Genomic DNA, 20,858 nt, shown 5'->3' on the forward strand with positions numbered 1-20,858 from the left:
TCTGATACGTATAAGTTTACCGCGTGGCCCTCGCCTCGAGCACCGCCGCCCGCAAGATCCCCCTCGCCGACTGGTCCCGGCCCGCGGCGGCGTTCGCGGTCAACGGCGTGCTCTACGGCAGCCTGCTGACCCGCTACCCCGAGATCGCGGACCGGGTGGGGGCCAGCGAGAGCGAGTTCGGCGCCGCGCTGTTCGCAGCGGCCATAGGCGGCCTGCTCGGCTCGCTCGTCGCACCGGCGCTGACCCGGGTCGCCCGGGAGTCGGGCGCGACGCTGGTCGCCGGTGCGGGATACGCCCTGTTGGCCGTCACCGTCGTCGGGGCGCCCGACCTGTTCCTGCTCGCGGCCGCGCTGCTGCTGGCCAACCTGTTCGACGGCGCGCACGACGTGACGATGAACGCCGCCGCGGTCAAGGTCCAGCAGGTCGCCGGCAGCCCGCTCATGGGCCGCATGCACGCCACCTGGTCGCTGTCGCTGACCGGGGCGGGGCTGCTCGGCGCCGCCGCGGTGGGTCTGGGCATCCCGGTCCTGGTTCACCTCGGCGTGGTGGCGGCCGTCGTGCTCGCGGTGCAGTTCGCGGCGACCACGTGGCGGCCACGCGCCGGTGTCGCGGCCGGCCCGCCGCCCATGCCGACCCCGCGGCGGCCGGACGTGCCAGCGCAGCGGGGCCGGGCGGTCCGGCTGCGGCACGTGCTGCCGGTGCTGGCCGTGGCGGCGCTGGCGGCCAGCTATGTGGAAAGCCCCGGGCAGGAGTGGACGGGGCTGCTGCTCAGCCGAGGGCTGGACGCCGCACCGAAGCTGGCCGCAGTCGCACCGGTGCTGTTCGCCGCCGGGCTGGTGCTGTCCCGCCTGGTTCTCGACCCCGCCCAGCGGCGGTGGGGTGCGCGGGCGGTCGCCGCCGGCAGCGGCGTGACGATGGTCCTGGCGGTGCTCGCCGGGTTCGCCGTCACCCTGGCCGAAGGGCCGGCCGGCGCGGCGCTGGTCGCGATCGCCGCGGCCGGGATCGGCGCCGGGCCGGTGTTCCCGCTGCTGTTCGGGGCCGGCGACCAGCTGTCGGCGCGGCACGGCATCCCCGCCGCGCGTACGGCGTCGATGGTCTCGGCCCTGTCGCGGGTCGGCGCGATCTCGGCGCCGGTCGTGGTGGGTCCGCTCACCGAGGCGTTCGGGATGGCGATGGTGTTCGCCGTCATGGCCGCAGGAGCGCTGCTGGTGCTGCTGGCGCTGCCGCGCGCGGTCCGGTGAGCACCGGAAACCGACAACCGAGGTCCACGATGTAGTACACCAGACTGGGCGGCACGGGCCTGGTGGTGTCCCGGCTCGGCCTCGGCTGCATCGGTTTCGGCGAACCGGACCGGGGCGCGTGTGCCGGCGGTGCCATAGAGCGCCGCGTCCATCTCCACCGTCCCCGAACCCGCGCCGCTGCGGCTACTCGGCGAGCAGCGCGGTCAGGCGCCCGGCGAACAGCTGCGCCTCGATGTCGCTCACCTCGATGCCCAGCTCGTGGACCAGCGTCCGCTGGGTGCACACCACCCTGTCCTGTTCCCTGACCTCGGCCTCGGGAATCACCACGAGCTCGCCGTCGACCACGGCCAGGACGGGGTCGGTGTCCCGGGACCGCGCCAGCACCCGCACATCGTTCGCCGTCACCGTCGTCATGTGCTCACGGTACCGACGGCAGGTCACCGACCAGGGCGGAATGGCCGCGATCCGGCGCTGCCGACCGGTCCGCACGCCACCATCGGAAAGCTGACGCTCCCGGCCTCTGGCCCGGCCACCCGATGCCCGCCACAGTGTATGGATGTTCCGGTTGCTTCGCCGCATCGGCCAGTACGCGTTCTGCCTGATGTTCGTCGGCATCGGGCTCGTCGCGTTCGTCGTGTTCGACCGCGACGACGAGCGATGGTGGGTGGGCCCCGCGTTCGTGAGCGTGGGCGTGGTTCTGATGGTGGTGTTCTTCCTGTTCAACCGCTGGAGCGACCAGCGCGAAGCCATCCTCCGGCACGGAGTGGACGGCCGCGGTCTGGTGACCGGGGTGAAACCCACCGCCCAGTGGGACAGCAACGACGTGCGCTACTTCCGCCTGACCATGACCGTCGAGGTGCCGGGCCGCACGCCGTACCCGGCGACCGCCCGCCAGCCCTACCACCGGACCCGCTGGGACCGCATCCGCCCGGGCATCGTGGTGCCCGTCCGGGTCCATCCCCGCGATCCCAGCCGCGTCATGGTGGCGACCGACATGCTCAACAACCCGAGCCTGCGCCGCGAGCCGACCTGAACCGTCACAGGCAGTTGGGGAACCTCGCGCCGACGAGGTTGCAGTTCGTGCCCGGCACCCGGGTGCCGAACTGGTTGAAGAACCGCAGGTTCCACGTCGTGCCGGTGTCGCGCAGCACGCCGTAGCCGAACCGGTCCACCGTGATCAGCTCACCGATGGCGACGCCGTCGAGCAGCCTGCCGATCAGGGCGCTGTCCTGCCACGTCTTCGGGTCCAGCTCGGTGCCCGACGCGCCGACCGTCACCACCGGCGGGCGGTGGAACTGTGTGCTCGTCTCGAAGGTCAGCATCTGGTACAGGTGGATGTGGCCGGCCAGGACCAGGTCGATCCGCCGGTCGAGGATGCCGAGGCCGGTCGCCGCGACGGCGTCGGACAGGATCTCGTCGATCCATACCGGGTTGCCCGCCGCGGTCTCGCCGCGCACCGCCCAGATGGGAGTGTGGCTGAGCAGGAAGTTGTCGCCGTCCCGCACGAGGCTGTTGTTCACCTCGTTGAACTGCGCGGTGTACCGGGCGGGTCGCTGGGCCAGGGCGCAGGACGGCGGGTTCGCCTCGTCGGAGGCGCAGGAGGTGTCCATCAACAGCAGGCCCAGGGTGCCCGCGTCGATGCGTACCGGCCGGCTGAAGTCCTCCGGGTTCGGCGCGCCGCACGCCGTCAGGCTCGGTGTGGGGGCCAGGTAGCGGAACCAGACCTCGCCCGAGCGGCCGCAGGTCTCGTGGTTGCCGCGCACGAACACGAACGGCGCCTGCTCCAGCAGCCGTGCCGCCGGCTGGAAGAAGTCCGCGACGAGGCAGCCCCAGGTGTGCATGCTCGGGCTGGTGCCCGGTCCGCCGCAGAACGGCGACGGCGTCGGGCCCGGCCGGGACCGGTAGATGTAGTCGCCCAGGTGCACGACGAGGTTCGGCGGTGCCGGTTCGTTCGCGGCGTTGGTCGCGACGCGCTGGAACGGCCAGCCCTGCGGCGTGCAGGCCTGCGGGGTGCCGGTCGCCGGGATGCGGCATCCGGTGTCGCCGATCAGGGCGATGTTCGCCGGACGGCTGGTCGGCGAGCCGGGCTGGGTCCAGTTCGGCAGCGGCACGGCGCCGTTCGCGTTCGGCCGCAGCGGAACGGGGCTGGTCGCCGTGTCGATGCGGGCGGCGGTGGCGGTGGCGGCGACCCGCCGGGTGCAGACGGTGGCGGTGGTCGGGTAGAGGGCGACGGTGCTTTCGAGGACCATCTGGTGCCGTACGACCTGGGCGCCGGTCGTGACGACCAGGATCGGGCAGGTGCTCGCGGGGGTGGCGACCCGGACCTGGGCGCCGCCCGGGATCAGCTGGGTCCACGCCCAGGCCTCCTGCGTCGGCGCCCCCGGAGGCGGCGGGGTGGGTGGCGTTGTCGGACCGTAGCCGCCGCCGTCCCCGCGGCCGCCGGAGCGTCCGCCGCCGCCCTGCGCCGCCGGGTCCGGTGAGACCGTCGCCGAGGTGAGAACCGCCGCGACCAGCAGTCCGGCAATGAGCCCCCACCGCGCGACATGCCGAGGTTTCTTCACGCTGTTCCCCTCACGGTCACACCTTGTTTGATATTTGAGTCACTTGCACCATTCGCACCTTATTTACATTTCTGGGCGATTTCTTCGGTTTGGCCACTTGCCTCAGCACCGAGGACCTGCACCGTCCAGGACTTGTCTCTCACACCTGGGAGTCCCCCATTTGGACGGCAGGGACAAGGGACGCCCCTCACCGAGGGAGATCAGCCCTGATCGTCCACGCGAGACCGCACCGGTCGGCGCAGCGGGAGGGTGGGAGGTTCCCTGTGGGCATTCAAGAACGTCGCCGTGACGTTAGGCTCGTCCCAGGACCGCGCAACGCGGCCGCCTAACTCCCCAATGCCGAGGTCGCCACCCACGATGCCCGACATCCCCCACCCGACCGACGTCGTCGTGCTGACGGCCGTCGACATCGAGTACGCCGCGGTCCGAGACCTGCTGACCGGCCTGGAGCGGATCACCCATCCTCGGGGGACCGTGTTCGAGCGGGGCACGATCACCGGCTCCGGGGTGCGCATCGGGCTGGGCATGGTCGGCATGGGCAATCGCGCGGCGGCGGCGATCGCGGAGCGGGCGATAGCCACGTTCCGGCCGAGCGCGGTCGTCTTCGTCGGCATCGCCGGTGCCCGGCACACCGACCTGCACCTCGGTGACATCGTCGTCGGTTCCCGCATCTACGCCCTGCACGGCGGGAAGGTCACCGAGTCGGGGTACGAGAACCGGCCACGCTCCTGGGACGCCCCGCACGACCTGTTCCAGGAGGCCAACCACCTGCTGCACACTCGCTGGCGGGACCGGCTGCCCGCGGGCAGGCAGCCCGCCGACGGCGCCAAGGTGGTGTTCCGCCCGATCGCCGCGAGCGACGTCGTCGTGAACGCCGCCACAGGCGAACTCGCCGAGCAGGTCCGGGTCCTGTACGGCGACACCGCCGCGTTCGACATGGAGAGTTCGGGTGCCGCCGAGGCCGCCCAGCTCAACCAGAACCTGCCCATGCTGGTCGTGCGGGGCATCAGCGATCGTGTCGGCGAAAGCAAGGACGCGTCCGACCAGCACGGCTGGCGCGAGGTCGCGGCTGCCAACGCCGCCGCGTTCGCCGTGGCGCTGATCGCCGCACACGCGGAGAGCCAGGCGGCACGCCCGCAGCACCAGGCGGGACCACCGGAGACCGGTCGCCGTCCGCGGCCACGGAGCACGCCGAGGCGGGTTCTGTTGGCGCTCGGCGTCGTGCTGGCCGCTCTGGTACTGCCGAGCGCCTACCTGGCGACCGGTGCCGGGGATTCCGGCGTCACGTCCTCACCACGGCCGCAGGCCGCCACCACGATGCCCGCCGCGGCGTCGACACTCGCGGGTCAGGGGCAGCCGGTCGGCTCAGGCTCGGCGCGACCGGCCAGGCAGAGCAACTCGGCGTCGGCCGTCGTGAACACGGCGACCGCACCGACGGTCGGGCCGAAGCAGTCGGTGGTGGTGACTCCCCCGTCGGGCGGGCAAACAGCGCGGTTCATGCTCAGCGGGCACTGCGGTCCGCCGTGCGACTCGTCGGCTGACGCCGAGTACATCAACGTCTACTGGATGGTCGGCGGCGACAGCTGTCTCAGCCAGCAGGTCGAGACGCGCCCGGACGGCACCATCGAGCCGACGGCGCTGCGCAACGAAGGCGACGGGATCGTCGAGTTCGACGGCTGCCCGCCGCTGACCCTGCAGCCTGGCAGCACCTACACCCTGCGCTTCACGCTCTACGCGCTCAAGCCCGGCATGGACCGCACGGCGACGATCACCATCAGCTGACCGTCCCGGTCATTTGAAGGCCTGTATAGCACCGAAGACCAGACCGAGCACGACCAGCGTCTGCGGGATCAGCACCACGAGGATGATCCGCGGCATCACGCGCAGCGGCCTGATGTGTGCGGCGTAGATCCGGTCGAGCTGGTCCAGCAGCACCCGGCGATCGGCCTGGTATTTCACCTCCTGGGCCGCCCGCTCCGCCTCGGGCTGGGCGGACGCGCGCATCTGCTCGAGCTGCCCGGTGATGATGGTCAACGCTTCCCTGAGCGGCTTGGCCTCGGCGTCCTTGGCCTGCTGCGCCGCGTTGCGGAAGATGACCCCCGGCACGATCAGGAACAGCGGCACGCTGACGATGCTGACCCAGATGAGGAAGCCGACCGGCGAGGACAGTGTGAAGCCCAGGACCGATCCGATGACGGCGATCGCGAAGCTGAGCAGCAGCAGCGCCTGCCACACCGTGCGATAGACCTTGCCCAGCGGTTCCCAGCCGAAGTCACGGTCCTCGCCGGCCCAGTCGGCACGCTGCCGGCAGGCGTGCTTCAGCCCGGCCGCGACGTAGATCGCGTAGACGCCGCCGGTGATGAACGACAGCACGACCGCGAACGCCACGAACGCCACCAAGAAGTACAGCGCGTTGCCCCACAACCGTTCGTCGCTGGCCCACCAGTCCGCATAGGTGGCCTGCAGCCACCGCTCACGCTGCTCGCCGGACAGCCCCGGTGGCACGATCTTGGAGAAGAGGCCGCCGTCACGCTGCCACTGCACCAGCCCGAACGCGAGCAGCACCGAGGCGAGGATGATCACGACGGTGACCGAGGACCGGACCGCCCGGGCCCGGGCGCGGACCGCGCCGAGGAACGCCGTCAGGGAGTTCTCCTCGATGGCGGGTCCGAGCGTCGGGCCGGGCGTCCGGTCCTGCGCCGAGAACAGCCACTGCGGGATCAGACGCGGTTTGCCGTACGTGCGGGCCGCGTCGACGACCCCGTCACGGAAGTGCACGGGACGGGGTTGCAGGACCCCGGCACGCACGAGATCGGGCAGGCAGCGCCTCATGCGATTCCATTCGTGGCGCAGCAGGACCAGGCTCACCGAGATGGTGACCAGCAGCAGCCAGCTGGGAACGTCGCGCACCAGCGGGAACGCGGGCGCCGAATCGGGCACGCCGGGGAAGCTGAAGATCCGGCGCAGGTCGTCGCCGAGCTGGAAGTCCGATGCCGAACCGATCGTGTCCTGATACACGTTGACCAGTACCAACGCGACTGCGGCGAGGGCTCCGAAGAGCCAGAACCAGCGCGCCCGGTGCCACCGCGCCGGGATCGTGGCAACGAGGTCCTGCGGATCGAAGGCCTGCGCCAGCGGCCGCGGCGGTGCTTCGGCGCTGGGTGCCGCCAGGCGTTCGCGTACGTCTTGACTCATCTGGATCCCCACTTCAGAAACAGCGCCACCAGCTCCTCTGTGCGCTCGATCATCGGCCAGTGCCCGCAGTCGCGGATCTCGTGGCGGTTGGCGACGTCACACAGCCCGGCGGCGGTGACGATGTCCTCGGCGTTTATCAGCCGGTCGTGCGCTCCCCAGACCAGGTCCACCGGGTGCGGGATCGCGCCCACCATGGCCGGGAAGTCGATGCGGCGGGCGTCGAGCAGGACGCGCAGCACGGTCGGGCTGCCGGAGCCTTCCAGCGCGCGGGCCACGCAGTGCGGGTCGAGCGCGTGCGGCGCGGCGACGAACGGCCACAAAGCGAGCCGGCGCACCCACCGCGACGCGGCGAGCAGTCGCCGGGCCGCCGCGCTCACCGGGATCATGCCGACCAGGAACTGCGCAGCGACCGTCAGCCCGAGCCGTCCGCGGGTCAGCATCTGCCAGGGCCGCTGGGCGACGCCGACCGCACGGAACAGGGTGCCGCTGACCAGGATGGAACGCTGGAAGCGCATGCCGCCGTCGGCGGCGAGCAGGGCCGCGACCGTGCTGCCGATCGAGTGCGATACCAGCACGCAGTCGTCGAGGCCCCGGTGCCGCACGAAACGCGCGAGTTTGCGCGTCGCGCCGTGCACGTCGAAGCGGTCGCGGGTGCGGCTGTCGCCGAATCCCGGCACGTCGACAGCGATCGAGTACGCGTGCCGCGCGAGCTGCTCCTGCACGGTGCACCATTGCCGCCGCGCCCCACCGAGCCCGTGCACCAGCAGGAACCGGGGTGAGCTGTCACGGTGCTCCAGCCCGGCTTCGGTGTAGGCGATGTCCTCGAGTCGCCACTCAGCGGCGGTGCGCAGCACGCTGCACCCCCTCAGCCGCTGGCGCCGGGCGGTGTCCGCAAGCCGACATCACCTTCACGAGCACGAGTGTCGAGGCTGGTCGCCGCCCGACCGTGGGATTGCCGCGATCGGGAGCCGAACGCGGTTGGCCGCGTCCGTCCCGCCGGTCGACAATGGACCGACGGCACGAGGGAGAGGCGGTGGCTGCGGTGGCGGTCGCGGGAGGCGGTCCCGATCCAGCGCGCATCAACGACCTCGGCCAGCTGGTCACCGCACTGGCGGCGTTGCGGCGGCAGGCGGCCGGGCCCGGCCGGGTACAGGTGTCGGGGCGGGAGCTGGCGAAGCTGGTGAACCTGTCGTCCAGCACGCTGAACCCCTACCTGCGCGGTGACCGTCTCATCCCCCGTGACGTGCTGGAGGACGTGCTGAGGCAGCTCGGTGTGCCGCCGCAGCGGTGGCGGCCGTGGTTCGACGCGTGGGAGCGCGTGGCCGACACGCGTCGGGCCCGCCGCCTGCTCGCACCACCGGACCAGCCCAGGCAGGTGCCGCCACTGGCCGCGGCGCATCAGGTCGCCCGCTACCGGTTCACCGGCGATCCGTCCAGGGACGCCTTCGTCGGGATCGTCGCCGGGGACATCCGCCGGGTCGACTTCGCCGACGTGTGGGTCAACTCGGAGAACACGTCGATGGAGATGGCCCGGTTCGAGGAGCGGTCGCTGTCGGCGATCGTGCGCTACGGCGGTGCGGTGCGCGACGAGTTCGGGCGAGTCCTGCACGACCTGATCGCCGAGGAGCTGTCGGTCAAGGTGAACGGGCGGCGTCCGGTGGCGCCGGGCACGGCCGTCGTCACCGGACCCGGCGCCCTGGCGGCCTCCCACAACGTCCGGTACGTGCTTCATGTCGCCGCGGTGTCCGGCGAGCCCGGTGAGGGCTACCGTCCCGTGGCGGACCTGGGCCGGTGCACGACCAGCGCGCTGCGCGCCGCCGAGGACCTGGGCCTGCCCGGCGAGCCGGTCACCGGCATCCTGCTGCCGCTGTTCGGCGCGGGCGTCGGCGGCGGCGACCCGGCGCGGACCGCTGCGGTGGTCCTCGACGCGGTCGTGCATCATCTGGCGACGTCCCGGCCCGCGAACCTGCGCGCGATCTACGTGCTGGCCAGTACCGCCGCGGAGGTGGCCGCCTGTCACGAGGCGGCTGACGCGATCGCAGACCTGGTGTACGCCGGTCCGGACAGCTGACGGCGAGGCTGCCGGAGCGGGGCGCTTGTCTATCAGTTAACAATGTTGCAAACTCTTTGCGACCATTGTCGATATTCGATGCCGACGGCGCCGCCGGCACCCGTCCGGGACGGCTCTGGAGGTCGCGTGCTGCTCGTCTACTCCGGCCGTCACAAGGCGGCGTCCAGCTGGTCGCGGGCCATCCTGCGGGAGGCCTGCGGCCTGCTCGGCCTGAACATGTTCACCGTCATCGCGCCCGAGCAGTGGGCCCCCTACGGATCGCTGGCCGAACTCGTCCGGCAGGAACGGGTCGACCTGCTGTCGCTGACCAACATCGCGCAGCGCGACTACGAGACCCTGCCGGAGCGGCGCACCGTCAACGTCATCCGCGACCCGCGCGACATCGTGGTGTCGGGCTACTTCAGCCACCGCAACACCCACGGCGTACACGCGCTCGGGGTGACCTGGCACGAGCTCATCGACCACCGCAAGCGGCTGCTGGACCTGGACGTCCCGGACGGCCTGCTGGAGGAGATCGAGTTCAGCGGGTACTTCCTCGACCACATGGACACCTGGGACTACCACCAGCCCGAGGTGCTGGAGCTGCGGATGGAGGACCAGATCAGCGAGCAGGTGGCGACCTGGACGCAGATCTTCGACCACTACCGGCTGCTGGTGCCGCCGAGCGTGGTCGGCGAGCTGGTCCGCACCGCCGCCGTCCGGTGGCGGCTGGGCGCGCTGCGGGCCGAGCCGGGCAGGGCCAGGCTGCGCCGCGCGCTGCCCGTGTTCACCCTGGACCGGCTGCCGCGCTCGTTCGCGCGGCTCGCGGTGGAGCACTACACGTTCACCCGGCTGTCGGACTCGGCCCGCAGGCCGGGCGAGGTCGACGAGATGAACCACTACCGCAAGGGCGTGCCCGGCGACTGGCGCAACCACTTCGACGAGCGCCACCGCAAGGCCTTCCGCGCGCGGTACGGCGACCTCGCCGAACGGCTGGGCTACCCCGCCGCCTAGCGCTTGCGGCCGGCGGCGGAGTTCGCCACCCTGTCCGAATGCGCGCCCGGCTGCTGTGGAGGATCCTCGTCGTGCCGAGGCTCCTGCTCGCCGTCGGCGTCATCGTCTGGGCTGTCCTGAATGTCCTGCTGACGCCTCGGCGGCGCACGCCTCGACCGGTGCGGCTGGCACCCAGCTGCGACGATCCGGTCGCCGAGGCCCTCGCCGACGCCCGCCCTCTCCCCCGGCACCCGCAGGGCGACGCCGGACTCGATGTCGAAGACCTGCGCTGGATCGTCAGCGTCGCCGAGGTCGAGTCCGTCGACGAGCCCGGGTGGAACACGGTCGTCGGTCTGGACGACGCGGTGTCGTCGTACGCCGACGTCGCCGCCGACGGGCTGGCAGACGAGCTGGCCGACCAGCCCGGCGTCGACGCGGCACACCACGTGGACCGGGAGGCCGTGCTGGTGCGCAGCGTGCTGTCGCTGCCGGACGTGCACGCCGCGGCGATCCGCGCGCTGCTGGCGATCAACCGCAGTCCGCGTACGCCCCGGGACCGGCGGCTGCCACCGGCGGCGATGAACGCCCTGGCCGACGGCGTTGCCGCCGTGCTGGCCGAGCACGGGTTCACCGGGCGGCTCGCCGACGCGCACGGCACGCTGTTCTACCGGGTCCTGCCCGCCGATCATCTCGCCCAGACGGTGGAGCTGCGCGACGGCTCCGACCCCGGCGAGCACGGCGAAGGCACCCTCATCGTCACCGTCGGCGTCGTGGAGATCGGCACGGCGGACCCCGCCGAAGCGGTCTCGTCGGGTGCGGGCCTTCGCGATGTCCTGTCACGCGAACGTGTCCTGTCGGTGTCCTACGATGCGGTGCCCGCGACCGTGGACGGTGTCGCGAACGTCCTCACCGGCCGGGCGTTCGCCCTGCTGGAGTCCACCCGGACCCGGGCCGGCGTCGTCGACCGCTGGGTCGGCGGCCTGCCGTGGTCGGTGCCCGACCGGCTGTTCTGGGAGGCGGCCGACGTCGCCGCCCGCTGGGGTTTTCGCGGCCACGCCCGGGACCTGCTCAAACACGGGCCGCGAAGGTCGCCGCAGGCCCGTGCGGTGGCCGCGAGACACGGGCTGGACGGCTGACGGCGCGGGCCGGTCCGTCACGGATTACCTGTTCCGCGAGGTGATCGGTGCACCGAAGCAGGACAATGCGACTGGACCGGCTTGCACGACGGCGTGTGTCCATCGGTCCAGCGGAGGGAGTCGATCACCGAGGGCTGAGGAGGATCAGTCATGATCGGAATGCGTGTGTCGGGGGCCCTGCTCGCTGTCGGTTTGGCGGCCGGGGCCGTCGGCTGGACGACCACGGCGCAACGTCCTGCGGACCGGGTGGCGGTCGCCGCCGTGCAGCGGGAGGAACCACCGCAGGAGACCGTGACCGTGCTGGTCGAGCAACCGCTTCCGAACGTGCCGGGCAAGACGTTCACCTCGGCGATCGTGGACTTCCCGCCCGGCTCGCGCGCGGTCCCGCACCGCCACGGCCAGGCGTTCGTGTACGCGTACGTCCTCAACGGCGCGGTGCGCAGCCAGCTCGAGGGCCAGCCGGTGCAGACCTACAGCGCGGGCCAGAACTGGGTCGAGCCGCCAGGCGCCCACCACGTGCTCACCGAGAACACCAGCGCCACCGAACCGGCGAAATTGCTGGTCGTGTTCATATCCAACACCGGCGACCCGATCAGGGTCGCGGACTGATCAGCGGTCGGCGGGTCGTGAGGCGCGTCGGCTCACGATCACGGCTCGACCCTCCTGACGCGGTGCGCTGACGGGCAGATGGCAGTATCCGCCTGACACACGCAGGCGGATACTGCCGTCTGCCCCAGTACAGAACCAGGAGCACCCGCGTGGACCTCGACGCGATGATCGACGATCTCAGGACCCTCGTCGAGGTGGAGTCTCCCTCGCGCGACCACGAGGCGCTGACCGCCTCGGCCAAGACACTGGCCGCGGTGATCGAGCACCGGCTCGGCGGCCGGGCCGTGCTCGTCGACAGCGAAGCGGGTCCGCACGTGCACTGGAGCGGCGGCGGCGAGCCGCGGGTGCTGATCCTCGGCCACCACGACACCGTGTTCCCGATCGGCACGCTGCGGCGACGTCCGTTCCAGGTCCGCGACGGGCGCGCCACCGGGCCCGGGGTCTTCGACATGCTCGGCGGCCTGGTGCAGGCCATCCACGGCGTCGCGGCGCTGCCCGACCGGACCGGGGTGGAGATCCTGGTGAGCGCCGACGAGGAGGTCGGCTCCGGCAGTTCCCGGGCGCTCATCGAGCAGCGGGCGCTGGCCTGCGGCGCGGTGCTGGTCCTGGAAGGCGCGGCCGACGGCGGCGGCCTCAAGACCGGCCGCAAGGGCTGCGGCACGTTCCGGGTCACGGTCACCGGCCGGGCCGCCCACGCGGGCCTGGAGCCCGAGTCGGGCGTCAACGCCCTGGTCGAGGCCGCGCACCAGGTGCTCGCGATCGCGGCGATCGGCCGGCCGGACCTCGGCACGACCGTCACCCCGACCGTCGCCTCGGCGGGCACCACCGACAACGTCGTGCCGGCCGAGGCGAGGATCGTCGTCGACGTGCGGGTCGAGACGCCGGCCGAGGCCGACCGGGTCACGGCCGCGTTCGCGGCCCTCGCCCCGCGCCTGCCCGGCGCGACGGTCACCGTCGCCGGGGGCGTCGACCGGCCGCCGATGCCCGAGTCGGCGTCGGCGGAGCTGTTCGCGCTGGCCCAGCGGCTGATGCCGGGCGTGGCGGGCAGATCCGTCGGCGGGGGCAGCGACGGCAACTTCACGGCCGCGCTGGGTGTGCCGACCCTTGACGGGCTCGGCGCGGTCGGCGGCGGCGCGCACGCCGATCATGAGTACCTGCTGATCGACGCCATGCCGCAGCGGGCGAACCTGGTCGCCGGGCTGATCGCGGCGATCCGTTCGTCGTGACGCCGGTGACCTGGCCCGAGCGGGTCAGGTCACTGGACGTTGCGGACGGTGCCGCCGTCCACGCGCAGGGTCGCGCCGCTGATGTACGCGGCCAGCGGGCTGGCCAGGTACGCCACGGCGGAGGCGATCTCCTCGGGCCGGCCGAAGCGGCCCGTGTCGTTGGGCACCCAGGCCTGCGCCGCCGCCTGCTCGATCTCAGCCGGGTCGCCGGTCCAGCCCCTGCTCGGCGCGACCTTCAGCATCAGGTCGCGTACGCCGTCGACCATGATCGCGCCGGGGGCGACGGTGTTGGAGGTGACGCCGCTGCCAGACAGCTCGCGGGCCAGCGACACCGCCAGGTTGTGCCGGGCGGCGAGGGTCGCCGTGTAGTGGGGCTGGTCGGCGGTGGGCTGCACGGCCAGGCCGCCACCGATCTGGATCACCCGTCCCCAGCCGCGCTCGCGCATCGCGGGGACGAGCCGTTGGATCATCCGCACCCCGGAGATGACGTTGACCTCGTACAGGCGTGCCCAGTCGGCCGGGGTGGCCTGGCTCCAGGTGATGTGGTCGTACATGCCGGCGTTGTTGACCAGGATGTCGACGGGTCCGCCGGACAGCGCGGCCGTGGCCACGGCATCGGCTCCGGCGTCGTCGGCCAGGTCGCCGACCGCGATGTCGGCCCGGCCGCCCTCGGCCTCGATGAGGTCGGCGACCTTGCGGGCCCGCGCCTCGTCACGGCCGTGCACGACCACGGCGGCCCCTTCGGCGGCCAGCCCTCGGGCGATCGCCTCGCCCAGACCGGAGTTGCCGCCGGTGACCAGTGCCCGTTTGCCTGCCAGTCGCAGATCCATGATCCACCTCTTTCAGTTGCTCGGATCAGGTATGTCTACGACTGTAGACCCGTGGGCCCGGGAATGTCTACACTGGTAGACATGAGTGTGACCAACCAGCCGCGACGCCGCGACGCCGCAGCCACCCGTGAGGCGATCCTCAACTCCGCGATCGAGGCCTTCACCCGCGCCGGCTACGACGGGGCCGGCGTACGCGAGGTCGCGGCCGCCGCGGGAGTCACCGCCATGCTGGTCAACCGCTACTTCGGCTCCAAGGAACAGCTGTTCGCCGAAGCCGTCGACAGGTCGTTCACCGCACCCACCGTGGTCGGCGCCGACCCGGCCGAGCTGCCCGCGCAGCTCGCCGCCGCGCTGGTCGCCCGCACCGATCCCGCCGCCGAGCAGCTCAGCCCGTTCCTGCTCATGCTGCGCTCGGCCAACAACCCGCGGGCCGCCGAGATCATGCGCGAGGCGATCGGCAGGCACGTCGGCTCGCGGCTGACCGGCCAGCTCACCGGCCCGGACTCCGGCGAACGCGCCGAACTGGTGCTGTCCGTGATCGCCGGCGTCTGGCTGATGCGCAGCATCCTCGCCACCCCGGCGCTGACCGGCGCTGACCCCGGGCAGCTCGACGAACAGCTGACAGCCGTCATGCAGGTGCTGTGCCGACCGCACCCGGCGTGAGCGGCGGCTACCAGCCTTCGATGGCCCGGTCCTCCGCGAGCTCCCGCAGCCCGTCGGCGATCTCGTTGAGGTAACCGGACAGCACATCGTTGTCCAGGGGACAGTCCCGCCAGTGCGCCTGGGCCTGGTCGAGCAGGGCCAGCAGCTTGGCATTGCTCAGGCTCAGGCGGTCGTCGTGCAGGCTGCCGCGTACGCCGGCCCATTCCCAGTCGACCTCGCCGTCGTAGCGCTCGCCTTCGCAGATGGCGCGTTGCAGCCCGTAGGCGACGTCGATGTAGGCCTGCCAAGCGGCCTGCTGACGTGTCGTGGTGTTCACGGCCCCGACTCCCCCATGGCTTCCTCGGTACGAAGCGTTCTCTCCGACGGTACGCGGTCGCGGCCGCCCTGCCACTGCGCTCGGACGAGGCGAACGCCACCGGGGCGATATTGCGCCGGGAATCCCGCTTCCGGAGCACTGCGGCCGCGGATGTTAGCGGACCGTAAGCGAAAACGTTCACGATCGGCTAACGCGACCTCCGGATACTTGCTCGGGGCGGTCCGGCGAGGGAGGTCGTGTGCGCGTACTGGTGGTCGACGACGAGGAACTGATGGCCGCGGCCATCGCCGAGGGTCTGCGGCAGGAGTCCTTCGCCGTGGACGTGGCCCACGACGGTGCGCAGGTGCCGGCCGAGCTTGCCGAGGGCCGCCACGACGTGCTGATCCTGGGCCTGCCCCGGACGCAAGGCGACGAGGTCTGCCGCCGGGTCGCCGCGGCCGGGACCGGCGTACGGGTGCTGATGCTCACCGTCTTCGTCGCCGAGGCCGACCGGCTCGCCGCGCTCGCCGCGGGCGCCGACGACTGCCTGGGCAAGCCGTTCGTGTTCGCGGAGCTGGTGGCCCGGGTGCGGGCACTGGGGCCGCGGCTGGTCGGGACGGGTGCCACGATGGGCCACCGCTCGCCATGAAGACTTCGTGGCACGGCAGCCTGCGGGTGCGCCATACCCTCATGTTCGGGCTGATGTTCCTGCTGGCGGGCAGCGTGGTGCTCGGCGGCGTGATGATCCTGGTCCAGAACAGCATGGACTACAGCCTGGCGGTGGTCTTCGCCCGCAAGATGGAGAAGTACAGCCCGGCCGACAACGTGTGGGTGTCCGACGCGATCGCCACCGACGAGGTCTCCCGGCAGATCATCATGGACTCGATGCGCGAAAACCTCCTGTTCAAGGGCGGGTTGACGCTGCTGGGAGCCAGTCTGGCCGCGACGGCCGGGGCCTGGTGGCTGTCCGGGCGGCTGCTACGCCCCCTCAACACGATCACCGAGACGGCGCACCGGATCGCGGGGCGCACCCTGCACAAGCGGATCGAATTGGACGGTCCGCACAGCGAGGTGAAGAGCCTGGCCGACTCGTTCGACAGCATGCTCGACCGGCTCGACGAGGCGTTCGCGGGGCAGGGACGGTTCATCGCCAACGCCGCCCACGAGCTGAAGACCCCGATCGCGCTCAGCCGCACCCTGCTCGACGTGGCGATGGCCCGCCCGGACAGCACACCCCAGCTGCAGCGGCTCGGCGAGAACCTGCTCGCGGTCAACCTGCGCCACGAACGGCTGATCGACTCGCTGCTCACCCTGGCCAGGGCCGAGGACGCGGTGACCGACCGGCGGCCGGTCGACCTGGCGCAGCTGGCGGAGTACGCCCTCGACGTCACCGCGAAGGCGGCGGTGGACCAGCAGGTGCAGGTGCAGGCGCAGCTCGCGGCGGCGACGGTGGTCGGCGACCCGCTCCTGCTGGAGCAGCTGATCCGCAACCTGGTCGACAACGCGGTGCGCTACAACCACCGGCACGGCTTCGTATGGGTGCAGACGCTGGAAGAGGTCCGCCAGGCCGAGATCATCGTGACCAACACCGGTGCACTGATCTCCCCGCACGAGGTGCCCGCGCTGTTCGAGCCGTTCCGCCGGCTCACCGACCGGGTCGGTTCGGCCAGGGGCAGCGGCCTGGGCCTGTCCATCGTGCGCGCGGTCGCCCAGGCGCACGGCGGCGACGCGCTGGCCATCCCCCGCCCCGACGGGGGCCTGTCTGTGCGGGTGATCCTCCCCCGCGGCGACGCCGCACGGGCCTGAGCCCCGGCCACCGATCCACTTAGGATCATGTTAACGGAATGTGTACATTATCGTTAACACCCGGGTAACAACCCTTTTGGTGGACTGTGTACCGCGACGCCGGCGAACCCCCTCCGGCGTCGAGTAACCCAGCACCAAAGGAGAAGTGAATGCCGATCGACGGCAGACGTGTGAGCCGCCGTTCAGGGCGTGGCATCCGGTACGCGGCACTGGCCGCGTGCGGGCCGTTGCTGGTGGCGATGTTGGCGGCGTGCGGGTCCGGCGACCCCGAGACCACCGCCGAAGCCGACTCCGCCGCGAGCTCCGGCTCCGAAGGCCTGTGGGACGCCTACGACAGGCAGAAGCAGAACCTCGCCAAGTGCCTGAACGAGAAGGGCCTGCAGGTCACCTACCTCGGTCACGACACGTTGGCGGACTTCTCGGGCATCCCCGACGGCGATCCGACCCCCGAGATGATCGAGTGCTACGAGAAGTGGCCCGCGCTGGACGCCCCGGTGCTGGAGGTGCCCGAGAAGCCGAGCGAGGAGCGGCTGCGCGAGGACCGTGAGATCGCCAAGTGCATGCGCGAGAACGGCGTGCCGGACTGGCCCGATCCCGATCCGAACCCCGCCCCGATCGACGGGGCCACGCTGCGGCAGGCCAAGGAAGATCACAAGGCGCGGATGCAGCAGCCCGCGGTCAAGGCCGCGGCGAAGATCTGCATGCCCGACACCAGTGACCTGACGGGTGTCGGATGAGCCGGCGGTCGCGCCGGGTGCTGTTCGGCGTCGTCGCCGCCGCGGTGGTCGCCGCGGCGGCGGCGATGTCCGCCGGAGTCTTCTCCGGCGGTGTCGACGACAGCCCGGTCGGCGCTCCCACGGTCGACACGGTCCAGGTGACCCGGTCCACGATCACGGCGGCCACGGTCGTCGACGGCGAGATCGGCTTCGGCCTGCCGTCGGCGGTCACGTCCAAGGCGACCGGCACCCTGACCTGGCTCGCCCCGATCGGCAGCACGGTCAAGCGGGGACAGCCCCTGCTACGGGCGGACGACAAGCCCGTCGTGCTGCTCTACGGCGGGCTCCCCTTCTACCGGGTCCTGGCCGACGGGGCCGAAGGCCCGGACGTCGCCCAGCTCGAAAAGAACCTGACCGCGCTGAAGTACACCGGCTTCGAGGCCGACAAGACCTTCTCCGCGTCCACGGGAGCCGCCGTCAAGCGGTGGCAGAAGGACCTCGGGCTGCCGGTCACCGGCACGGTCGCGCCGACCGACGTGATCGTGGCACCCGGTCCGCTGCGGGTCGCCACCCATACGGCCCGGCTCGGCGCGCCGGCCGCCGGTGACGTCCTCACCGCCGGCCCGACCACCCGCGTGGTCACCGCGCAGGTGCCGGCCACCGCACCCGACCTGACCAAGAAGGGTGTCAAAGCCACCGTCACGCTGCCCGACGGCACCCCGGCAGAGGCGACGGTGGTCGGTGTGGTGCCGCCCACCGAAGGCGCCCCCGGGCAGACGCCCGCGGAGCAGGGCCAGCCCAAGGTCACCGTGGAGCTGGACCTGAAAGCGGCGACGGAGCCGGAGCCCGGCCCGGTGTCGGTCCGCTTCGTCACCGCCGAGCACGCCGACGTGCTCGTGGTGCCGATCCAGGCGCTGCTGGCCGTCGGCGAGCGCGGCTACGGCGTCGAGGTGCGCGACGGCACGACCAGCCGGATCGTGCCCGTGCAGACGGGGCTGTTCGCCGGCGGCAAGGTCGAGATCAGCGGCGACGGCATCGCCGAGGGCGTCACCGTGGGGGTCGCGCAGTGAACGTGGTCGAGCTGACGGACGTCACCAAGACCTACCCCGGCGGGGTACGGGCCGTGCGCGGCGTCAGCCTCGACATCGGATACGGCGAGGCGGTCGCCGTCGTCGGACGGTCCGGGTCGGGAAAGTCCAGCCTACTCAACCTGATCGGCACCCTGGACCGCCCGACCAGCGGCCAGGTCCGCGTCGGCGGATTCGACGTGGCGGCCCTGTCCGACCGGCAGCTGTCCGGGCTGCGGGGGGCCACGATCGGGTTCGTGTTCCAGCAGTTCCACCTGACCCCGGGTGTCGCGGTGCGGGAGGCGGTCGCCGACGGCCTGCTGTATGCGAGCGTGACCGCCCGGGAGCGGCTGCGGCGCGCCGACAACGCCCTGGACCGGGTCGGGCTGGGCCACCGGCTGCACCACCGCCCACACGAGCTGTCCGGCGGGGAACGGCAGCGGGTGGCGATCGCCCGCGCGCTCATCGGCGACCCGCCGCTGCTGCTGGCCGACGAACCCACCGGCAACCTCGACTCGGCCTCCGGCGAGACGGTGCTGGGCCTGCTGACGGAGCTGAACGCGGCAGGCACCACGGTCGTGGTCATCACCCACGACCGGGACCTGGCGGCGCGGCTGCCACGGCGGATCGAGGTGTCCGACGGCCTCGTCGTGCTCGACGAGCGCGAACCGGGCGCCGTGCGGGTCGGGGCGGGCGCATGAGCGCCCCGCCCCGCCCCGGGCGGCTGTCGCCGGGCGACGTGCTGCGGGTCGGCGCGGCCGGGCTGCGGTCACGGCGGCTGCGGGTGTTCCTGTCCGCGCTCGGCATCGCGATCGGCATCGCCGCGATGATCGCGGTGGTCGGCATCTCCAGTTCCAGCCAGGCCGAACTGGACCGGCAGCTCGATCAGCTGGGCACCAACCTGCTGACCGTCGAGCCGGGCAGGACCGCCGACGACAAACCGGCACAGCTTCCGCACGAGGCGATCCCGATGATCACCAGGGTCGCCTCGGTGGAGGCGGTGTCGGCGGTCGGGCTGCTGCCCGGCGTGCACGCGTATCGCAACGAGCACGTGCACCCGGCGCAGACCGGCAGCCTCACCGTGTACGCGGGACGGCTCGACCTGCCGGAGACCATCGGGTTGAGCCCGGTCAAAGGACGCTGGCTGAGCCATCCCACCGCCGACTTCCCGACGGCGGTGCTGGGCTGGACCGCGGCGCAGCGGCTCGGCATCGCCGACACCGCGGACCGGCCGCAGGTCGTGCTCGGCAGCCGGCGCTTCACCGTGGTGGGCGTGCTGCGGCCGGTGCCGCTGGCGCAGGACCTGGACCGCGCCGTGTTCGTCGGCTGGTCGGCGGCGGCCACCTACCTCGGTTTCGACGGGCACCCGACGACCGTCTACACCCGTACCGCCGAGGATGCGGTCGCCACGGTGCGCAAAGCCCTGCCGCGCACCGTGCGGCCGGGGGCGCCCAGCGAGGTCCTGGTCTCGCGGCCGTCGGACGCGCTGGCCGCCAAGAAGATCACCGAGAACACCTTCGGCGGTCTGCTGCTGGGCCTGGGTGCGGTGGCGCTGCTGGTCGGCGGGATCGGCGTGACGAACACGATGGTCATCTCGGTGCTCGAACGCCGGTCCGAGATCGGCCTGCGCCGGGCGCTCGGAGCCACCCGCGGCCAGATCCTGCTGCAGTTCCTGGTCGAGTCGCTGCTGCTGTCCGCGCTCGGCGGCCTGGGCGGCATCCTGATCGGGGTGGCGGTCACCGGCGGCTACGCGGCCACGCAGCACTGGCCGGCCGTGGTGCCGCTGTGGGCCACGGCGGGCGGGTTCGCCGCGACGCTGCTGATCGGGGCGGTCGCGGGACTGTACCCGGCGGTGCGGGCCGCCCGGCTCACCCCGACCGACGCGCTCGCGGGCGTCTGAGGTGGCCGGCGGCGAACCCGACCGGTTCGCCGCCGGCCGCCTCGGCGAGACTTGACGCAGCCGGTCGACGGGGAGGGCCATCGTGGACGACGCCGAACGCGGCTTCTGGGCTGCCTTGGAGTACCGAATCTGCCGGGAGGTCGAAGGCTTCCAGGATCCGCAGCTGCGATGGATGTGGTGCGACGGTCTGGATCCGCAGGTGTATGACCTGCACGGTGACCCGCCGTGTATCCGGGGCGTCGCCTACTTCGGCCCGAGCGGTCAGGAGCGCTGGCAGTTCACCCTCCTGATCGGGGACGCGCTCGGTGCTGCCGGCACCATCGACTGGACCTCCCTGCTACCCGCAGACGACACGACGGGCTGGCTCTCACCGCGCATTGACGAGCGAAGACTGGTACTGGATCCGGCTGGCGCGACGCGCGAACCCTAAGCCCGGTAGGCGTGTCCGCATATGGCTGGGCACTGACTGCCGGGCCTTGAGCGGGTAGCGTCCTGGCATGATTTTTGAGCGGGGGCAGACGATCGTCCGCCGAAACCTATACCCGGACGGTCGAGTCGGGTCGGTGCTGT

At 71.9% G+C, this 20,858-nt stretch carries 22 protein-coding genes; 16 read left to right on the plus strand and 6 right to left on the minus strand.

Translation table 11 applies throughout. The annotated features are described in order from the left end of the window. The first annotated feature begins 23 nt into the window (after nucleotides 1–23). The gene (locus AB0B66_RS28660) at nucleotides 24–1,241 is read left to right on the plus strand and encodes an MFS transporter (RefSeq protein ID WP_360535767.1); all 1,218 of its coding nucleotides are present in this window, start codon (nucleotides 24–26) and stop codon (nucleotides 1,239–1,241) included. Nucleotides 1,242–1,424: 183 nt separating this feature from the next. Here AB0B66_RS28660 and AB0B66_RS28665 read toward each other — a convergent pair whose 3' ends face one another. Beyond that, complete coding sequence (locus tag AB0B66_RS28665; protein ID WP_203691689.1) at nucleotides 1,425–1,655, minus strand: hypothetical protein; 231 nt, start codon at nucleotides 1,653–1,655, stop codon at nucleotides 1,425–1,427. A 142-nt stretch (nucleotides 1,656–1,797) separates the two neighbouring features. On the opposite strand from AB0B66_RS28665, the gene AB0B66_RS28670 reads away from it, so the two are divergent. After that, nucleotides 1,798–2,274, plus strand: a complete 477-nt coding sequence (locus tag AB0B66_RS28670; protein WP_360535769.1) for a DUF3592 domain-containing protein — start codon at nucleotides 1,798–1,800, stop codon at nucleotides 2,272–2,274. A 4-nt stretch (nucleotides 2,275–2,278) separates the two neighbouring features. On the opposite strand, the gene AB0B66_RS28675 is transcribed toward AB0B66_RS28670, so the two are convergent. Then, nucleotides 2,279–3,802, minus strand: coding sequence for a metallophosphoesterase (locus tag AB0B66_RS28675; protein WP_360535771.1), 1,524 nt, complete (start codon nucleotides 3,800–3,802; stop codon nucleotides 2,279–2,281). A 357-nt stretch (nucleotides 3,803–4,159) separates the two neighbouring features. On the opposite strand from AB0B66_RS28675, the gene AB0B66_RS28680 reads away from it, so the two are divergent. Continuing rightward, a complete protein-coding gene (locus AB0B66_RS28680; protein ID WP_360535773.1) occupies nucleotides 4,160–5,584 on the plus strand; it encodes a 5'-methylthioadenosine/S-adenosylhomocysteine nucleosidase in 1,425 nt (474 codons plus the stop codon). 9 nt (nucleotides 5,585–5,593) lie between these two features. Here AB0B66_RS28680 and AB0B66_RS28685 read toward each other — a convergent pair whose 3' ends face one another. Both AB0B66_RS28685 and AB0B66_RS28690 read right to left on the minus strand, forming a co-directional pair. Beyond that, entirely contained in the window at nucleotides 5,594–6,997 is a 1,404-nt protein-coding gene (locus AB0B66_RS28685; protein WP_360535775.1) for a hypothetical protein, read from the minus strand. Beyond that, nucleotides 6,994–7,851 (minus strand): alpha/beta hydrolase, encoded by an 858-nt coding sequence (locus AB0B66_RS28690; protein ID WP_360535777.1) that lies wholly within the window; start codon nucleotides 7,849–7,851, stop codon nucleotides 6,994–6,996. Before AB0B66_RS28690 ends, AB0B66_RS28685 begins: the two co-directional genes overlap by 4 nt. A gap of 179 nt (nucleotides 7,852–8,030) precedes the next feature. Between AB0B66_RS28690 and AB0B66_RS28695 the strand changes: the two genes are divergently transcribed. The 5 genes from AB0B66_RS28695 to AB0B66_RS28715 all read left to right on the plus strand — a co-directional run bounded on the left by AB0B66_RS28695 (nucleotide 8,031) and on the right by AB0B66_RS28715 (nucleotide 13,011). Further along, nucleotides 8,031–9,068 (plus strand): helix-turn-helix domain-containing protein, encoded by a 1,038-nt coding sequence (locus AB0B66_RS28695; RefSeq protein WP_360535779.1) that lies wholly within the window; start codon nucleotides 8,031–8,033, stop codon nucleotides 9,066–9,068. A 126-nt stretch (nucleotides 9,069–9,194) separates the two neighbouring features. Beyond that, entirely contained in the window at nucleotides 9,195–10,061 is an 867-nt protein-coding gene (locus AB0B66_RS28700) for a sulfotransferase domain-containing protein (protein WP_360535781.1), read from the plus strand. 38 nt (nucleotides 10,062–10,099) lie between these two features. Next, complete coding sequence (locus tag AB0B66_RS28705) at nucleotides 10,100–11,176, plus strand: hypothetical protein (RefSeq protein WP_360535783.1); 1,077 nt, start codon at nucleotides 10,100–10,102, stop codon at nucleotides 11,174–11,176. Nucleotides 11,177–11,326: 150 nt separating this feature from the next. After that, complete coding sequence (locus tag AB0B66_RS28710; RefSeq protein WP_360535785.1) at nucleotides 11,327–11,785, plus strand: cupin domain-containing protein; 459 nt, start codon at nucleotides 11,327–11,329, stop codon at nucleotides 11,783–11,785. Nucleotides 11,786–11,934: 149 nt separating this feature from the next. Further along, on the plus strand, nucleotides 11,935–13,011 hold the full coding sequence (locus AB0B66_RS28715) for a M20 family metallopeptidase (RefSeq protein ID WP_360535787.1): 1,077 nt from the start codon (nucleotides 11,935–11,937) through the stop codon (nucleotides 13,009–13,011). 29 nt (nucleotides 13,012–13,040) lie between these two features. On the opposite strand, the gene AB0B66_RS28720 is transcribed toward AB0B66_RS28715, so the two are convergent. Continuing rightward, nucleotides 13,041–13,841 (minus strand): SDR family NAD(P)-dependent oxidoreductase, encoded by an 801-nt coding sequence (locus AB0B66_RS28720; RefSeq protein ID WP_360535789.1) that lies wholly within the window; start codon nucleotides 13,839–13,841, stop codon nucleotides 13,041–13,043. 81 nt (nucleotides 13,842–13,922) lie between these two features. On the opposite strand from AB0B66_RS28720, the gene AB0B66_RS28725 reads away from it, so the two are divergent. Beyond that, nucleotides 13,923–14,504 carry a TetR family transcriptional regulator gene (locus AB0B66_RS28725; protein WP_360535791.1) on the plus strand — a complete coding sequence of 194 codons (582 nt, stop codon included), beginning with the start codon at nucleotides 13,923–13,925 and terminating at the stop codon, nucleotides 14,502–14,504. Between the two features lie 7 nt (nucleotides 14,505–14,511). Here the strand turns inward: AB0B66_RS28725 and AB0B66_RS28730 are convergent, their stop codons facing one another. Then, the gene (locus tag AB0B66_RS28730; RefSeq protein ID WP_360535793.1) at nucleotides 14,512–14,820 is read right to left on the minus strand and encodes a hypothetical protein; all 309 of its coding nucleotides are present in this window, start codon (nucleotides 14,818–14,820) and stop codon (nucleotides 14,512–14,514) included. 238 nt (nucleotides 14,821–15,058) lie between these two features. Here AB0B66_RS28730 and AB0B66_RS28735 point away from each other — a divergent pair, with 238 nt between their 5' ends. The 7 genes from AB0B66_RS28735 (at nucleotide 15,059) to AB0B66_RS28765 (ending at nucleotide 20,718) form a co-directional block, all read left to right on the plus strand. Beyond that, nucleotides 15,059–15,448 carry a response regulator gene (locus AB0B66_RS28735; protein ID WP_360535795.1) on the plus strand — a complete coding sequence of 130 codons (390 nt, stop codon included), beginning with the start codon at nucleotides 15,059–15,061 and terminating at the stop codon, nucleotides 15,446–15,448. Further along, a complete protein-coding gene (locus AB0B66_RS28740) occupies nucleotides 15,445–16,605 on the plus strand; it encodes an ATP-binding protein (protein ID WP_360535797.1) in 1,161 nt (386 codons plus the stop codon). Before AB0B66_RS28735 ends, AB0B66_RS28740 begins: the two co-directional genes overlap by 4 nt. Before the next feature lie 149 nt (nucleotides 16,606–16,754). Beyond that, on the plus strand, nucleotides 16,755–17,342 hold the full coding sequence (locus AB0B66_RS28745; RefSeq protein ID WP_360535799.1) for a hypothetical protein: 588 nt from the start codon (nucleotides 16,755–16,757) through the stop codon (nucleotides 17,340–17,342). Then, nucleotides 17,339–18,391 (plus strand): peptidoglycan-binding domain-containing protein, encoded by a 1,053-nt coding sequence (locus tag AB0B66_RS28750; RefSeq protein ID WP_360535801.1) that lies wholly within the window; start codon nucleotides 17,339–17,341, stop codon nucleotides 18,389–18,391. The genes AB0B66_RS28745 and AB0B66_RS28750 overlap by 4 nt, the downstream gene beginning before the upstream one ends. Before the next feature lie 2 nt (nucleotides 18,392–18,393). Further along, complete coding sequence (locus AB0B66_RS28755) at nucleotides 18,394–19,089, plus strand: ABC transporter ATP-binding protein (RefSeq protein WP_360535803.1); 696 nt, start codon at nucleotides 18,394–18,396, stop codon at nucleotides 19,087–19,089. Next, on the plus strand, nucleotides 19,086–20,288 hold the full coding sequence (locus AB0B66_RS28760) for an ABC transporter permease (protein ID WP_360535805.1): 1,203 nt from the start codon (nucleotides 19,086–19,088) through the stop codon (nucleotides 20,286–20,288). The genes AB0B66_RS28755 and AB0B66_RS28760 overlap by 4 nt, the downstream gene beginning before the upstream one ends. Nucleotides 20,289–20,370: 82 nt before the next feature. Then, the gene (locus tag AB0B66_RS28765) at nucleotides 20,371–20,718 is read left to right on the plus strand and encodes a hypothetical protein (protein ID WP_360535807.1); all 348 of its coding nucleotides are present in this window, start codon (nucleotides 20,371–20,373) and stop codon (nucleotides 20,716–20,718) included. The last annotated feature ends 140 nt before the right edge of the window (nucleotides 20,719–20,858 follow it).

It is taken from the genome of Catellatospora sp. NPDC049111 (genome assembly GCF_040648615.1).
Taxonomy (GTDB): Bacteria; Actinomycetota; Actinomycetes; order Mycobacteriales; family Micromonosporaceae; genus Catellatospora; species Catellatospora aurea.